This window comes from Clostridium transplantifaecale (genome assembly GCF_900626075.1).
Lineage (GTDB): Bacteria > Bacillota > Clostridia > Lachnospirales > Lachnospiraceae > Otoolea > Otoolea transplantifaecalis.
Map to the genome: position 1 here is coordinate 225,282 of NZ_UYZY01000006.1, position 16,891 is coordinate 242,172.

Annotated in this window: 13 protein-coding genes; 1 reads left to right on the top strand and 12 read right to left on the bottom strand. The window is 49.6% G+C overall.

All coding sequences use genetic code 11. The features are described 5' to 3' along the window. Positions 1–14 precede the first annotated feature (14 nt). The 11 genes from EJL91_RS20660 to EJL91_RS20705 form a co-directional block, all read right to left on the bottom strand. Complete coding sequence (locus EJL91_RS20660; protein ID WP_125143851.1) at positions 15–881, bottom strand: YcxB family protein; 867 nt, start codon at positions 879–881, stop codon at positions 15–17. 95 nt (positions 882–976) lie between these two features. Next, a complete protein-coding gene (locus EJL91_RS20665; RefSeq protein ID WP_125143852.1) occupies positions 977–1,705 on the bottom strand; it encodes a ComF family protein in 729 nt (242 codons plus the stop codon). After that, a complete protein-coding gene (gene recD2 / locus EJL91_RS20670; RefSeq protein WP_125143853.1) occupies positions 1,702–4,077 on the bottom strand; it encodes an SF1B family DNA helicase RecD2 in 2,376 nt (791 codons plus the stop codon). Before recD2 ends, EJL91_RS20665 begins: the two co-directional genes overlap by 4 nt. Before the next feature lie 62 nt (positions 4,078–4,139). Beyond that, a complete protein-coding gene (gene mreB / locus EJL91_RS20675; RefSeq protein WP_125143854.1) occupies positions 4,140–5,147 on the bottom strand; it encodes a rod shape-determining protein in 1,008 nt (335 codons plus the stop codon). Between the two features lie 865 nt (positions 5,148–6,012). Further along, complete coding sequence (locus EJL91_RS20680) at positions 6,013–6,612, bottom strand: biotin transporter BioY (RefSeq protein ID WP_125143855.1); 600 nt, start codon at positions 6,610–6,612, stop codon at positions 6,013–6,015. Positions 6,613–6,698: 86 nt separating this feature from the next. After that, on the bottom strand, positions 6,699–6,851 hold the full coding sequence (locus EJL91_RS24695; protein ID WP_164516906.1) for a hypothetical protein: 153 nt from the start codon (positions 6,849–6,851) through the stop codon (positions 6,699–6,701). 694 nt (positions 6,852–7,545) lie between these two features. Next, positions 7,546–8,718: a M20 family metallopeptidase gene (locus tag EJL91_RS20685; protein ID WP_206429530.1), complete on the bottom strand. Its 1,173-nt coding sequence runs from the start codon at positions 8,716–8,718 to the stop codon at positions 7,546–7,548. A gap of 168 nt (positions 8,719–8,886) precedes the next feature. Next, positions 8,887–10,287, bottom strand: a complete 1,401-nt coding sequence (locus tag EJL91_RS20690) for a YfcC family protein (protein ID WP_125143856.1) — start codon at positions 10,285–10,287, stop codon at positions 8,887–8,889. A 97-nt stretch (positions 10,288–10,384) separates the two neighbouring features. Next, positions 10,385–11,302: a LysR family transcriptional regulator gene (locus tag EJL91_RS20695; RefSeq protein WP_125143857.1), complete on the bottom strand. Its 918-nt coding sequence runs from the start codon at positions 11,300–11,302 to the stop codon at positions 10,385–10,387. 233 nt (positions 11,303–11,535) lie between these two features. Next, positions 11,536–12,417: an MBL fold metallo-hydrolase gene (locus tag EJL91_RS20700; protein WP_164516907.1), complete on the bottom strand. Its 882-nt coding sequence runs from the start codon at positions 12,415–12,417 to the stop codon at positions 11,536–11,538. A 27-nt stretch (positions 12,418–12,444) separates the two neighbouring features. Continuing rightward, positions 12,445–13,731 carry an SLC13 family permease gene (locus tag EJL91_RS20705; protein ID WP_164516908.1) on the bottom strand — a complete coding sequence of 429 codons (1,287 nt, stop codon included), beginning with the start codon at positions 13,729–13,731 and terminating at the stop codon, positions 12,445–12,447. Between the two features lie 165 nt (positions 13,732–13,896). Here EJL91_RS20705 and EJL91_RS20710 point away from each other — a divergent pair, with 165 nt between their 5' ends. Beyond that, positions 13,897–14,817: a LysR family transcriptional regulator gene (locus EJL91_RS20710; RefSeq protein WP_125143860.1), complete on the top strand. Its 921-nt coding sequence runs from the start codon at positions 13,897–13,899 to the stop codon at positions 14,815–14,817. Between the two features lie 107 nt (positions 14,818–14,924). Here EJL91_RS20710 and EJL91_RS20715 read toward each other — a convergent pair whose 3' ends face one another. Next, positions 14,925–16,871, bottom strand: a complete 1,947-nt coding sequence (locus tag EJL91_RS20715; RefSeq protein WP_125143861.1) for an oxidoreductase — start codon at positions 16,869–16,871, stop codon at positions 14,925–14,927. Positions 16,872–16,891: the final 20 nt, after the last annotated feature.

The window sequence follows — 16,891 nt, forward strand, 5'->3', positions numbered from 1 at the left end:
ATCCCCCTGCACTGTCATAATTCCCTGCTGTCGGCCTCTGCCGCGGAAACCGCTTCCTGTTCCTGCCCGGCTTCTGCAGCAGCTTCGGCTGCCTCATCCACCGTGGATTCTTCCGTTCCTTCGGAGTCCTCTTCATTCTCTGCATCAGCCGCCATAGCCGCCATAATATGGGCCATCTTGCCAATCTTTCCCATATTGCTGGTGTCAACCGGCTCGATCTCCTCCGCCTCTTCGTCGGAACCGGATGCGCTGCCGCCTTCATAAGACGCATCTGTGACGTCACTGCCGGCTGCCTGCGGTTCTTCCGGAATCTCCTCTTTCTTCTCGTACTTTTCAGGATTTTCCTTGGCATCGGCTATCTTTTCTTCCATAAATGCCTTGAATTCGTCCATCTCTTCCTGGCTGCTGAACGCGGATTTGGCGATGAACTGCCATGTCTTGTCATTGGCTTCCAAAAGAAACAGTCTCTCAATTTCGAGTATTCCAAAAAGCTCGCTGTAACGGTATTCTTTTGTCACGTTTTCGGACGGAACTTCCATAACGAGCCCCAGATCGTTAAGTGTTAAATGGACAACCGGGAAATTATTATTCCTCTCCAGTCTCTTCAGTCCGCTCTTCTTCCAGATCATACGCTCCTGATTATGATGGGAGGTGGTGTAAAACATAGCCGCTCCTACTAAAAGCGCCATGCCAATGGCCGGAATGAGCGCCGCCATATTACCTTTGGCCGAATTGAGGCTTCCGCCTACATAAATTACGACAAAACCAACATAAATGACCAGTGAAAAAATCTTCATCTTTTTTGATTCATTGCGGAGCACGTTCCAGTGTATCCAGTTTTTATAATCGTCTTTTACCAGTTGATACTCTAATTCACGCATCTTTATAAACTCCTTTTCATTCCATTATTGTTCGCATACATCAATGCCTTCTCCGAAAAACGCTCTGTTTTCCTGTCCTATTATCATATCCTACTTTACTGCCCCTGTCCAATACAAACAGCAAAAAAATATACGTTTTTTACTCCGGCTGCCCTCAGAACGCGCGTACATGCCTCTATCGTACTCCCGGTCGTATAGATGTCGTCGATGAGAATAACACTTGTGATTCCATCCGGAACCGGCCCTGCCGAAAACGCCTGTTCCAGGTTTTTAAGCCGCCCGGCAGGCCCCAGTTCCTTCTGCGGTTCAGTATTTTTATTGCGTTTCAGCAAATCTGGGCAGACCGGTATCCCAGTCCGCTCCTCCAGTTTCCGGGCCAGGACAAGGGCCTGGTTAAAGCCTCTGCTCCGGTATCTGGACGGATGAATGGGGACCGGAATCAGGCAGTCCGCCTCCATTTCCAACAGCTTCGCCCCGCAGCGCCTTACGGCTTCTTCCGCGTAATAATCCAGATATTCTCTTCTGTTTTTATACTTAACCGCGGCCATGGATCGGCCGGAGAGCTCATTATAGTTCAGAAGCGCCAGCCCATACTCAAAGCTGCGCCGGTGGCGGCTGCAGTCAAAACAGTATTCGACGGTCTCACTCATCACTTCTTTGCCGCATTTTTTACATACAGGGGATTTTACAAAAGAAAGTTTGTCCCGGCAGGAGGGGCAGATTAGATTCCCCACGGGCGCTGCGATATCCCCGCAGACAGGGCATCGCCTTGGAAAAAGGGCGTCCAGGAAAACGGACGCCGCCTTTTTGTATCTTATTTTCAAATAATCAGCTCCTCAATGCGGGCCTTCAGGCCCGAATAGCGCTTCTGTTCCATTGCATTGTCCACCATCTGCTGGAACACCTCCGGTATTCCCACCAGGCAGACGCAGGACCGCGCCCTGGTCACAGCCGTGTAAATCAGGTTTCTGGTCATCAGCATCCTGGGGCCGCTGTAAACAGGAATCACAACAGCCGGATACTCGCTTCCCTGGGATTTGTGGATTGTGATGGCGTATGCCAGTTCCAGTTCTTCAAGCTGTCTGAAGCTGTAATCCACCAGCTTTCCCTCGTCAAACTCCACGGTAAGCAGTTCGGCAAAGCTGTTGATTTCACGGACAATTCCCGTATCGCCGTTAAACACGCCGGTTCCCTTGTCGATAGGAATCCCGTATTTGTTACAGAGTTTCCACTCTAACTGATAGTTATTTTTTATCTGCATTACCTTGTCACCGAGTCGGAACAGGGTGCCGGCCGCTTCCTTCTCCGGCTTGTCGGACGACGCCGGGTTTAAGAAGTCCTGAAGGATCGTGTTCAGTCGGTCTACTCCCAGCGCTCCCTTGCGCATCGGCGTCATAATCTGGATATCAAAGATATTCGCCCCCACGTAAGAAGGCAATTTTTCCTTTACCAGCGTAATCATTGCATTGATAATCGCATTAGGCTCATCCCGCTTAATAAACAGGAAGTCCCTGCTTCTCTTCGCCAGATCCACTCTCTGGCCGTCGTTGATTCTGTGGGCATTGACGATGATGTCACTCTGGGCCGCCTGCCGGAAAATTCTTGTCAGCTTCACCACATGGAAACGCTGTGAATCAATCATATCCCTCAGCACATTGCCGGGTCCCACGCTTGGAAGCTGGTCCACATCGCCTACCAGGATTAATCTCGTTCCCACATTGACCGCCTTTAAGAGAGCGTGCATCAGGTGGATATCCACCATGGACATCTCATCGATGATGATTACATCGGCATCCAGGGGATTCTCCTCATTCCGTTCAAAATGCATCCCGGAATTCTGGCTTTTCTCATTCGGCTCCGGCATTCCGCTCAGTTCCAGGAGACGGTGGATTGTCCTGGCCTCGTAGCCGGTGGCCTCCGTCATCCTCTTGGCCGCCCTTCCCGTGGGCGCCGCCAGGAGAATGTCCATCTCCCCCATCTCAAAATAACGTATGATTGTATTGATGGTCGTCGTCTTTCCCGTACCGGGTCCTCCTGTCACAATGAGAAGACCGCAGTTGACCGCTTCGATGACCGCCTGGATTTGCAGTTCATCCAGCTCTATCTTCTCCTGCTCCTGAATTCTTGCAAGGCTTTTGCGTATCTGTTCCTCCGGCTCCGAACCCGTAATATTCAAATCATGGAGCATCCTGGCGGTATTAAGTTCCGTATAATAATACTGGGCCGCGTAAACTCCCCTTCGGACTTCCGGCGCTTCCTCAGGGAACTCCCGGTCTTCCCCGTATATGTCCCGGTTCTCTTCAGAAAACTCCTCAGAACCTTCATCCGGCCTGCGTACCGTTCCCATCCGTGCCTCACTGCCCTCAGAGGACGTCCGTCCGGCGCTTTCCACATTCTTTACGACAAGGCGCTTATCGATCTGCATATCCATCAGATGTTTCCCTATCGCTTCAGGATCCACTTTCAGAAGCTCGGCGGCCTGCGCCTTAAGTTCCCCCTCCGGCAGATATGTATGTCCGTTGGCCGAGGCCTGAAGGAGTGTATAAAGGATTCCGCTCTTAATACGAAAGTCAGAATCCGTAAAGATTCCGACCTTGGATGCAATCTCATCGGCCATCTTAAAACCGACTCCCGGAATGTCGTCCGCCAGTTTATACGGATTATTCTTAATCACATTGTACATGGCCGGACCGTATTCCTGATAGATTTTCACCGAAAGATTCATGGAAATGCCGTAGTTCTGCAAAAACATCATAGCCTGCCGCATATCCTTTTTCTCACTGATCTGCTCCGCAATAGCCATCGCCATCTTTTCGCTGATGCCTTTGATCTCGGACAGCCGTTCCGGTTCCTCCTCCATAATGCGGAAGGTATCGGCCTTGAACTTTTTTACTATTCTTGAAGCCAAAGCAGCCCCGATGCCTTTCACGGCACCGGAGCCTAAATATCGTTCCATGGAAACAGTGTCCTCCGGCGCTTTGAGCTCATAGCTCTCCACCGCCAGCTGTTCCCCGTAAATCGGATGTTCCGTCATGCGGCCCGTCGCCTCCACCAGTTCTCCCTCCGAAATATAGGAGAAATTTCCGACCAGGATGTACTCTTCCCCATCCTCGCTCCCGGTGACGCTCATAACCGTATAGCCGTTATCCTCATTACGGTATTTGATTTTCTCAACATATCCTTTTACTGCTGCCATAAATTTATTCCCGTACCATTCACGAAACCGCCGCGCTGCCGGGGACGTGAACCGCAAGATTATTAGTCGTAATTCTTAGGTGTAAGTTCTCCGTGGGCAAATTCGATAAATTTGCCGGTGCCGATAGCCACTGCCGTCAGAGGATCCTCGGCAATCATCGTAGTGATGCCCGTCTTCTCCTCAATCAGTGCATCGAGTCCGCTTAAAAGGGAACCGCCTCCGGTCAGTACGATACCGCGGTCGAAGATATCGGCCGCCAGCTCCGGTGGTGTTCTCTCCAGCACGTTGTGAACGGCATCTACAATCTGCAGGGCCGGTTCACGCAGCGCCTCCAGAGTCTCGTCCGATGTAACCACAATTGTCTTCGGAAGACCTGTTACCAGGTTACGTCCGCGGACTTCCATCGTGATTACTTCCGGCCTTCTGTAGGCTGCTCCTATATTAATCTTGATCTCCTCGGCCGTTCTTTCACCGATCAGAAGATTATGTTTTTTACGCATGTAGCGTACCAGAGCCTCGTCGAAATCGTCTCCGGCTACTTTAATAGATGTACTTACTACCGTACCGCCCAAGGAAATTACCGCGATATCGGCCGTACCTCCTCCGATATCTACGATCATGTTACCGCAAGCCTTGGCGATATCAATGCCTGCGCCGATGGCTGCGGCAACCGGCTCCTCGATAATGGAAACCTCTCTTGCCCCTGCCTGCAGTGTCGCGTCCTCTACGGCCTTTCTCTCCACCTCGGTGGCGCCGCTTGGAATGCAGACGCTGATTCTCGGTTTTCTGAGCGTCTTCTTGCCGACTGCTTTATTAATAAAATATTTGAGCATCTTCTCTGTTACTGTATAATCAGAAATAACACCCTGGCGCAGCGGACGTACTGCAACGATATTACCCGGGGTTCTTCCGATCATCAGGCGTGCTTCCTCTCCAATGGCCATAATCTTGTTTGTATCACGGTCAATGGCTACTACTGACGGTTCTTTTAAGACAACGCCTTTCCCTTTAATATATACAAGGATACTGGCCGTGCCAAGATCGATACCAATGTCATTGGACATCATCATACTTGTTTTTCCTCCTGCTTTGTATTCTATCTTTTTATCGTTCTTATTTCGTGCGTCTAAAACAAAAATAGTGCCCTGGATCATTCAGGCAGACTATACCGATTACTATTATATACAATTTCCTTCTGTTTTCAAAGGGTTTTTTATTTTTTTATTATGTTTATGTTTTTTTAATCGGCGGTACATACTTTGGTCACAAATCTCTTTTATAATACAAATATGTTATCCGAAAGGATGACAGGCCTTTGTTTCAAGTATTGCTTGAAATAATAAAGCTTTTTCATACTCATACCGGATGATCGCAAGATCATCCGGCCCCCCTAAATATTTTACCGCTCAGGCAACTGCTGAGGCGGTTTTTTTGTTATATACATTTATTTTCCTTTATAGTTTAATTCAGCGAGAGGTTCTGCGCTGATTCATTTACCTGCATTTATAGGTACTTCCAGGCTTAAAAGTGTGTCAAATTTTGTGTCAAAAAAGCTTGTCCTCTACAATCTCCACAGTGCATCTGGGTAGCGTCAGCGATAAAAAGAGTGCCTTGAAAACGCTACCACCGTTCCCACAGCACTCTTTCTCTAAAATTATATTTCCTAAATGTCAAAGTTCAAAAACACGATATAGTTTGGCTCTGCTGTCAACCAGCATATGGGGGATTCGGAGCCCCCACGTTCTCTGTGGATTCATGCACCTTGTAATAGATCTTAAAATAACTTTTTCGTACATCCAGAACCTCAAAACCTGATCCTCGTCCAGTCCATGTCTTTCCGGCTCTAATACCAGGGCATTTATTGTTTTCCGAAAAAGACCGCACCATGCCAATCGCTGCAGACGGATTTTTCAGTCTAAATGCAATATATTATTTTCAACGCAACCCCTGCGCCACAACCGGCCGGAGGCGTTTTGAAACCATCACGGCCACGATGCAGAGAATATAGTCCGGCAGCATCGTCGGCAGACAGTAAACGGCAAAAATAGGGCCCCATCCTACCGTGTGCGGTGTCACAACTACAAAATGGGTAATAAAATAAAAATAAAGAATTCCCATTCCGTAATAGATGACATACCCTACCGTCGCCGCAAAAAGACAGGCCGCTGTTTTGTACGAATGTATCCACTCGCATACTTTTCCCATGGCATACGCTGCCAGGGCAAACCCCAGAAGGAAACCAAAGGTAGGACGGATCAGATAACCCAGGCCTCCTCCCCGTGCAAAAACGGGAATTCCCGAAAGGCCGACCAGCAGATAGATTGCCACACTCCAAAACGCTTTTCTGGATCCCAATAGAAGACCGGCCAGCAAGACAAAAAACCACTGCAATGTAAAATTCATGGTATCCGCCCCAACCGGTATAACAATTTTAATAAAAGCCCCAACCGCAATCAGGGAGGAAAGCAATGCGCAGACAGTCAAGTCCCTCGCCGCGCCCCGGCTCTGCGCCATTGCTTTATGTTTCTGATTCATTCACTCTTCACCTTCTTTCAATGTATCGCTATGTGAAACATTGTACTACAATTATGGTGTTTGTACAAACCTGAATTAATGGGGATTTAATTGAGAAATGAGGACGCCGCCGTCAGGCCGGGGACCGGGGTGGTGAGGGGGATCGATGAGTCTTTCGTCCCGGGCGCCAGGTTGTCGCGGGCGGGGAATCCGGGCAGAAAAAGTTCCTTCGGGAAACGCTTGCGCTCGTTGGAGTACATAATGGTACTAACCTCGAAAAAACCTCGGTAAGTACCAATGAACTCCCAGGTTCCCTCCGGAATCTTTTTCTCCCTTCTTCCCCACAGGAGGGTTATGGCCGGGACGAAAGACTCAGCCAAGATAGCGGCCCGGTCCCCGGCCTGCGGCGGCTGATCTGTCCTATTCCTTCAATGGGGGAGGCGCTTGTCGCTGCCACTACGTCTCTATAGAATGCCTGAAAACTACATCCAGTACACTATGAGACTATGTAAACTTATAATCTTTTAATCTTAGAGTGTTTATTCTGATACTCTTTTTATGCAGCCCAGGATATCGTCAAAATGTAAAATAGTTACGACTATTTCGTGGCCGCGACAATACCACCTCCCCACTTGACGAAAGAGACAATCAGCCCCTGAAGCCGTCGGACGGGGCAATACCTTCACTGAGTCTTCAGTCCCGCCGACAACCTGCCCGGGGAAGGAAGGAGAAAACTTTCCGAAGGGGACCTTGGAATCCGCCGGTGCTTGATGAGGTATTTTCGAATCTAGCACCCGTTGCGCATTCCACAAGCGAGAGCGAGTCCCCGTAGGAATTTTTTCTCCTGGATTCCCCCTCACCACACCCTGCAAACCGGGACTGAAGACTCATAAACACCCACCCACTCCCCCGTCCGCCGTCTTACAGAGGCGTCCTCGCATCTCAATTAAACCCTCACATATTCTTCTTTTTACTCTCCGCAAATTCCTCCTTCACCCTCTCCATAAGCCCATCCGTTTCAATTAAATCATACGCAGCCCCTGCAATCGCCTTGGCGCCATAGATGACGCAGTCATGTGCGGCATCCGATTTTCCGGCGTCTACGTATTCCTGGGAATGTGAGGCCGTCCCCTCGGGGACGAAGGCAACTCGGATGCAGGAACCCGGTATCTCATACATCACGTTGCCAAAATCTGTGGAACCCGTCTTCTCACGGGGCGGTGCAAGCTGAGGCGCTCCCACTAATTCTGCATTCTTCATAAGAAGATCATTTAAAAGAAGTACAGGTATTTTATTATAAAAGGTTTTTCCCGGAGTTATTTCATAGCTTACCCCGCCGATCAGGGAGGCTCCCCTTATAATTTCCTGGAACCGTTCCGAAACCGCCTCCAGCGTTTTCTTTGAGAATGAACGGATGGAGAAATCTCCCACCGCCCGATCCGGAACTACGTTACTTGGTCCCGGCAGCTCAGATACGGTATAGTGCATTCTGACGTCATCCGGGACGTGTTCCCGAAGAAATTCCACTCCCTGGAAAGCAATGAGAAGTGCGTCGAAAGCGCTTCTCCCTTTTTCCGGAGCCAGGGCAGCGTGGGCTTTCTTTCCCTGAAAAACCACATGGTAGCTGTTCTGCGCCAGGCATTTGATGTCCGTACAGGTATTTGGCGCTCCATGCATCATAAATGCCACATCCAGCTCTTTAAAACAGCCCGCCTTCAGCATGTCACATTTGGACCCAAGCGTTTCCTCCGCAGGCGTCCCGTACACGACGAGCTGAAACGGCCGGTCGGTGTCCATGTCTTTTAAAGCAATCGCCGCGCCGAGACAGGACGGTCCCTGCATATGGTGCCCGCAGCCGTGGCCCAGTCCCCTCAAGGCGTCATACTCGCACAGGATTCCAATTACCGGTCCCCCGGTACCGTGATGGTACTCTGCCCGGAAAGCGGTCTTAAAACCGCCGACCCCCATTTCCACCGTAAATCCATGTTCCCTCAGATAGGCGGCCAGAAGTTCCGAGGCCATGACCTCTTCGCCCTCATATTCCGGGTGCTCAAAGATTTGATCCGCCATCTCCCACAGTTTTTCCTTCTGCTGCTCCACTCTCTGAAAAAGCTTATCCTTAATCATTACAGACGTCCTCGCTTTCTATTTTTCAATACCTTATTCCACAATGGCTCTTTTTCGCCATTATTCTCTTCCGCCATTATTCTCTTCCGCCATTATTCTCTTCCACCATGGTTCTATTTTACCATGAACAATCACTTTCATTTTCCGCGGTTTCATCCATTCTTTGCCTTACATCGGTCCCAGATGGACTGCTTGGGCAATAATTAAAAGTACGGTGCCGACGGCAAGCCATATCAGGAACATTTTCCACATGAATTTCATCCAGCGGTCGTACGGAATATTAGATGCGCCGATAATTCCCATCAGCGCAGTGGAGGTGGGAAGAATATAGTTGCAGAATCCGTCACCAAAATTGAATGCAAGGATCGCGGTCTGCCTCGTCATCCCAATCAGATCAGAGAGCGGCACCATAATCGGCATCACAGCCGCCGCCTGACCCGAACCGGAGGTCAGGAAAACATTGATCCCCGTGTTGGCGAGCAGCATGGCCGGAGCCTGCAGAAGAGCCGGCACACTGTTTAGTCCTCCCGCCAGCACATGTACTACGGTATCGATGATTTTACCGTCCGTCATGATCGCGCTGATAGACTGGGCCAGGCCGATGATGATGGCGGCAGAAAGCATTTTTTTACATCCCTCCAGAAAATGTTTTGAGATAGTGGTTGAATCAAATCCCGCAATTACGCCGACAACAATAGCTAGCGCAATAAATACAGCCGCCATCTCCGGCATGTCCCACCCCATCTTAACGCTTCCGTAAATAATAGCGCCCAGAGAAAGAACAAGGGAAAGGATGATTACAACCTTACGCACGCTGAGAGTGCCGAAAGAGTCCAAATCTCCTCCATTGTTCAGATCATTCTCCTTGTCCAGATCGTACATGGGACTAAGTGTCGGATCTTTTCTGATTTTTAATGCGTACCGAATCAGGTAGATATTAGTCACAATATAGTAAACCACGAAACAGACGGCGCGGTAACCAAGACCTGAGTAGGCCGGAAGCTCGGCAATTTTCTGGGCTACAATGGTGGTATTGGGATTCAGGGTTCCGGTTGAAAAGCCAATGGCTCCTCCCAGAAGAATAATCGCCGCCCCTGTGATGGAGTCCATTCCCATAGCCAGCGACATCATAACCATAACCGGGGCAAACGCAATAAAAAGATTTACTCCCTGCGTGGTACAGATAAGGCCGAATACCAGAGTAAGAATTGGAATAAAAATATAGAGATTGTGGGCAAATTTCTTGGCAACCTTGGCGATGACGGCCTGCAGGGCGCCCGATTCCGTCAGCATGTGAAATGCGCCGCCGGAAAACAGGATTACCAGGATCAAATCGACCCTTTTCATAAACGCTTTTACAATATACAACGGAATTAAGAATGGATTTACCGGCGAACGGGCCAGATATTGGAACTGAGTCGGATCAATGACCTTGATCCCCTGTGCATTTTCGACGCGCAGATACTCGCCGGCAGGAATGATCCAGGTCATCAGTACAGCCGCTACAATAATTGTAAAGACAATTACAAAACTGTGCGGCATCTTGAAGTGTTTCTTTTTTGCATTCATACTATACCCTCCTGATTATAACTTTTTCAACAATCTTGTTACTATGATTATAATCAGGAACCGGGTCTGCAACAATTACATTAAATTTAACGGCTCTTTAAGTTTTATTTATGTGCCCCTTAATAAGCTCGATGAGCCGTACCATATGGGGCGCTAAATTCCGTCCCTTCCGGTATGCCAGAACCAGCCGGGCGCTGTACGGCACATCCCCAATCAGGCAGTACCTCACTCCCGGAAAACGGTCCATTCCCTGGATATAACCTGAACGGTTGAATCCGATCCCCACTCCCTGTTCCACCATGGACATGGCGGTCTCAAAGTACCGTATCTCTATGATACGTTTCGGCCGTATCCTGTACTGCTCCAGAATCCTCTCAGCAGTCCCCCGGAGGCTCTGTTTTTTTATCGGCAGAACGAATACTTCATCCGTCAGGCAGCGGGGATCCAGATGAGGATAATGCTCCCCCTCTTTCCACCAGGTTCTTGCGTTAGCCGGATGTTTCTCCGGGAGGACCAGCAGTACATGTTCCTCCCCCAGCTCTACATAAGTTGTGTCCGGCAGTTCATCCGCGCATGTATAGATGAGAAAATCAATGGCGTTTGTCTGGTACATCTGAACCAGTTCGTCATAGACCCCCTCCTTTATGATAAGATTGATATCCGGGTACTCCTTTAAAAAGTGCACCATAAGAAACGGGGCGATTGAAATGGCACGCCTGTGCTGGATTCCAACACGCAGGCTCCCCTTGCATTTGCCGTTTGACTGCTCCAGTAAAAGCTCAAAGTCTTCCTTCATCTGAAGCATCTTCTCCGCCCGCTCCACATACTCCCGCCCCATGGAAGTGAGGACCAGGCTTTTCCCCGTCCGTTCAAAGAGCCTGACTCCCAGGTACTTTTCCAGATTGCTCAAATAAACACTGAGCGCCGGAGGTGAAATATAAAGTTCCTCCGCCGCTTTTGATATCGTCCCGCATTTTGCCAGTGTGCACACATACAGCTGTTCTTTGAGATTCATATAACCCTCTCCCTTCCGTCTCCCAGGAACTCCCCTCTCTCTTTATTGCCGGAAAAGAGGCGTCTTTTCTGTTCCTATTATAGGATATCGGCGTCACAAATACAAGGTATTGGAAATGGCACTGGAGCGGAGGTGTGAACTGTTCGTTACTATTCACAGGGTAATCTACCACGAGGCATGTTCCCGCACATTTTGCGTGAAAAGTCCCATGTTACAGGGTGCTGTCAGCAGCCTCAATTCCTGCCCGGAACCTGGATATCGGTAAATTTCTGCGCAGATTCAATGCAAACATGAAACCGTTCTGAAATCCATTGTCTCACTCCCTCCGTACCAATGACAAAGGCATTGGCCTCCCCCTCTTTACGGTGCCTGTTCTGCTCGGCATGTTCAATCAGCTCGCAGAGATGAGGATGGGGATTCATATAGACATCACAATGGTTTTTCTTGCAGTACTCCCATGTTTTCACACAGGAGGATGCAAAGAGCAGCGCCTGGTCAACCGCCCACTGGACACCGTAGGGATACGCTCCGTCCGGGTAATTTCCGGGACCGAATACGCCGTATCCTCCCATCATGACAACATGATGGATTTCCCCGCAGTCATGCACATCAAAGCAAAAGTTAAGGCAGCCGGGCGTGTGCCCGGGCGCCGCCATGACATAAACGCAGTGATCCCCATAAACTAAATTTTCGCCGTCTTTTAATATCCGGGTAATTCGCGGCAGTTCTCTTGGAATGTCCGGTCCCATATTCTCATCCGCCCAGGACAGATATGCGGTATCCTCGAGGCTCATGCCCACCGGACATCCTGTGCGGCCCTGAATTTTAGCAGCTCCCATATAATGATCAAAATGCCCGTGGGTAATCATCAAAGCAAGGATTTTCTCATTTTGCAGCCCCAGTTTTTTAAGGCCCGGCTGTAAAATCTCTTCGTCCGCATCAGGGTTGTCGGTACCCTCAAACAGGACTAATCCCTCACTCGTTTTTAAAATATGGATTCCCACCACCCGGTTTCCGACATAAAACAGATCGTCAAATAAACAGATGGGTTCAACATTTTCAAACATAGACGGCTCAAATCCTTCCGGGGCCTGTTTCTTTTCCTCTTTTGGCATAATTTTTCCTCCGATCATAAATAATTTTTAATGAATAATTGATATGTAAACCGGTATCCATACACAGGAAACAACTGTCGAAATAAAAATCAGCGGCAGATTAAATTTCAGCATTTCCTTCATGTTGTAACCGCCCAGCTGATATGCCAGAAGCGAACTCGGAGATGCCAGAGGGGTGCTGAAGGATATCAGGCAGGAAGCATCGATGGCAACGACAACGGGCAGTGCGCTCATGCCGTTCTGCACGCAGGCCAGGGCGCATATGGGGGTAAGAATATTTACCAGGGTCATATTGTCCATAAACTGTGTGGCAACCGCACAGAAAATGAAAGTAACGGTTACCGCAACAATCATGTTTCCGCTGCCGTAAACCGGCGATAACAGCCCTGCCAGCATCTCACCGGCCCCGCTGTTGCCAAGCGCGGTGGAAATTGACAGCATAAAAGACATCATGAAAATCAGGGGCCAATTGACCGAAGCGTATGCTTCGCGCTCATCCACAAGGCGGAACAGCATCACAATCATCGCCGCCGCCAGAGAAACCTGCGTATTGGTGAGACCGATTTTACCGCATATACTCAACAGAACCATGGTGGCTAAGAAAATAGCATAGATAACATTCTGCTTCCACTGTGGAAGGGTACTCTTTTCCAGATTGCGGTTACCGTCCAGCATACTGCTTTGCCCAAGCCCCCGCTGAGGCAGGAGTTTCCATCCGTATAAAAGAATAAACAGAAAGATTGCTGCGGTACCCGGCATACGTACGAAGAACAGATCCCAGAATCCCAGTTCCTCCGTCACCCCTACACCGGCCATCAGCTGGTTTTTCAGAAGATACATGGCAGCACCCCCTCCGATAGGCAATGAAAGCAGCCCCGCCTGTGCTCCTACGGACGCCGGGAGCACCATAGCCGTTGGGGATACACCGGCTTCCTTAGCTAGAGCCATAGCCAGCGGAATCACGATAATCATGGAAGTGACGCCGCCCACAAACTGGCACAGAATGTAGGGTACGATCATAGTGACCGCCAGTAAAATTGTAATGCCTCCTCCTTTCGCCTTCCGGACCGTATCGGCAATGGCAGGCATGATGTCGGTTCTCATCAGGGCTGCCGTTACAATCATCATGCAGACCATAACAATAATACTGCTGCTGACAAAATTGGCAAAGGCCTCCGCCTCCGTAATAACATGCGTAAACCAAAGAACCACAACTGCCGTCCCGCAGGCGATCGAGCCGGGAATCCTACCGGTCAAAAGACAGACGGCTACAAAAATAAAAGCAATCAGCGTGATAAGCAGGCTAATATTCATTACACGTTTCCCCCTTCGTAAAATAAGTTGATTTTTCATTAAAGTTTTTCATAAATAAGTGTCGACACATTCAACAAAATAAGTCTATACTTTTCCGTATATCTTTGCAATATTGCACAAATCATGATACTATATCATTAAAGTTATACTAAGGAGGGGAACTATATGGAACTTACTCAGATTCGGTATTTTTTGACGCTTGCGAGTCTGGAGCACGTGTCGGAAGCCGCCGGAATACTGGGAATATCACAGCCGGCTCTCAGCCGCAGCATCGCCGGCCTTGAGAAAGAACTGGGAGCAAGGCTGTTCGACAGGCGTGGAAACAGGATTTACCTGAACGCGTATGGCCATAATTTTATGCATTATGCTCAAAATTGTATTGACTCCCTGGACAGCGGCATCATAAGCGTAAAACAGTCCATGTATGACATGGTCGGCTCCATTCAGCTCATCTGCTATGCTTTTATTGGTGCAATTGAAGACAGTATCGTAGAGTATACACGGCTCAATCCCAAAATAAGGCTGTCAATCTGCCAGCGCGGCCATGACGCTCCCTCTGCGGCCAGGGAACATGATTTCTATTTTCTTTCCGTCAATCCAAAATTGACGGATCTGGATACGGACAACTGGGTCTCCCAGCCTGTTATGACGGAATCAATCCGCCTTGTTATTTCTCCCGGATACCGCACTTATCCGGATGATGTAACCGGGCTTAATATTGCCGATTTAAAGGAGGAGCAGTTTATCGGAATGCCGTTAGACAACAGCTTCACAAAAGATATTACCTATTCACTCTGCCATGAATCTGGTTTTGCACCCAAAATCTTCTGCTCAACAGAAGATTTTTTGACAAAGGTGCGTCTGGTGGATGCTGGTCTGGCAATCGCATTTCTTCCCGAATGCTGTCTTCCTGCCGTCCATAAACTGTCTCCCGCTACACGCAGTTTTACTATCCTGGATCACGACACCACCCGCACGCTCTATCTGATGCGCCGCCGCAAAGCACAGATGACGGAGGTGGCAAAAGATTTCTGGAACTTTGTAATGGACTATTACAACGTTTCTGCTCCGGAATCCAGAGTATAACCAGAAACACCGGGCGCCTGCCCGGGTAGAATTCCATTTCATGAATCCAAACCCAAACAGCGCCCGGTGCAGAACCGCCGTATCAATGAATCTCTGTTTTACTCTTTCTATATATCCAGTCCGGCATGATAGCCCTGGTAAATCGCAGCCGTTATATTGCCCGGCCTGACGCAGTCGCCTATCTGGCGTACCACCGGCGCTGCGTCCAGAAGTGCGTTCACACTCTCCCGGTCCGACCTTTGTCCGACTGCGCAGACGACGGTTTTGCCCGAAACAAGCACTTCTCTGCCTTCGGGATCTTTACAGAGCACACCGTCGGCAGTTACCTTTATGCCCTGATATCCCGTATGTGCCTCCACATATTCGTCTATCATCTTCATAAGAATCGGGCGGTGGCGGATATTGGCGTCGGGGGCAAGCGTATCCCTCATCTCTACCAGATGAACCTTTTTGCCTTCCTGTGCAAAGTGGATTGCCGCCTCGCATCCGGCCAGCCCGCCGCCAAGAACCACAACCGAGCCGCCGACTTTCTCTTTCTCCAGGTAGTAATTATTTACAATTACCACGTTTTCTCCATCCATTCCAGGCAGCGGCGGTACGATGGGCCTGGAACCGACTGCCAGAATCATGTAATCTGCATTGATTTTTTCCGCATATTCAGGAGTCACCTCCGTGCTGCGGCGGATTTCAACGCCCACCTCTTCCGCCTGCGCTTCCAGGGCCAGACCCAGCTCATACATCTCGCGCTTGAAGTCGATTGCCTGCTCACATTTTAAAATCCCGCCCATCTTGTCCGACTTTTCACAGAGAATCACTTCATGGCCCCGCTGTGCCGCCGTTACAGCAGCTTTCAGCCCTGCCACGCCGCCGCCCACAACCAGCACCTTTTTCTTTCGGGATGCCGGGAGCACTTCCGTACCCTCTGATTCGCGGCCGATTACCGGGTTTACCGTACAGCGGCGTGTCTGGGTCGTCGGGCGTTCCGCCATACAGGTGAAACAGCGGAGGCATTTTACAATCTTATCGTCCTCTCCCGCCGTTACCTTCTGCGGCAGATAGGGATCGGCCAGCAGGGCGCGTCCCATATATACGACATCCGCTTTTCCTGATGCAATAATTTCTTCCATCTGTGCCGGATCATTTAAAGCGCCAATGGTGGCCACCGGTTTCTTTACATGCTTTTTAATTTCTGCCGCAAGGTATACATTGCAGCCATGTCCTGAGAACATGGACGGATGAGTGCGGAAAAATCCGAACTGATAGGAACCGGCCGATACATGGATCAGATCAACGTATGCTTCCACTGCCTGTGCAATCCGGACTCCCTCGTCAATGTCGTATCCGCCCTCGAACAACTCGGATCCGCTCATACGGAACTCAATTGGAAACAGGGGACCGACCGCTTCCCTGACCGCTTTTAACACTTCGAGCGTAAACCGCATGCGGTTCTCAAAACAACCGCCGTACTCATCGATTCTATGGTTGAAGTAGGGGGATATGAACTGGTTGAGGAGCCATGTATGTCCTCCATGAATCATAATCATTTCAAATCCTGCCCGTTTTGCCAGAACAGCCGTTTCGCCATAGCGTTTTACAATATCGGCAATCTGGCCTTTCGTAAGCGCTTTCACCTTCATTCCATCCGGGCGCACAGCGTCATCCGGCCCGAACTGGTTCAAACCCTGTTTCTTATTTTTGTCCGCCATATACGTACCTGCATACTGCCCGGAATGGGAAAATTCCACGCTTGGAACGGCCCCGTGTCTTTTAATGGAATCAGCGCAGAATGTAAATGCGGCCAGAGAGCCAACGGTGGCAATGTCTAAATGAAGCATATGGGAGCCGTCCGTCTCCGGGTGGACCACCAGCTCACTCATCGTCACGGCCGCTGCTCCGCCTTTTGCACGGAGCTCATAGAACGCGCGGGTCCGCTCTCCCGGGACACAGTCCTTATCGATATCGGTTGCCCCGATTGGGGATGCAAACATCCGGTTGCGGAATGTTACATTGCCAAGTGTAATTGGCTGGCATAAATGTGGATATTTTCGTTTCATATCTTTCTTTTCCTCTCTTT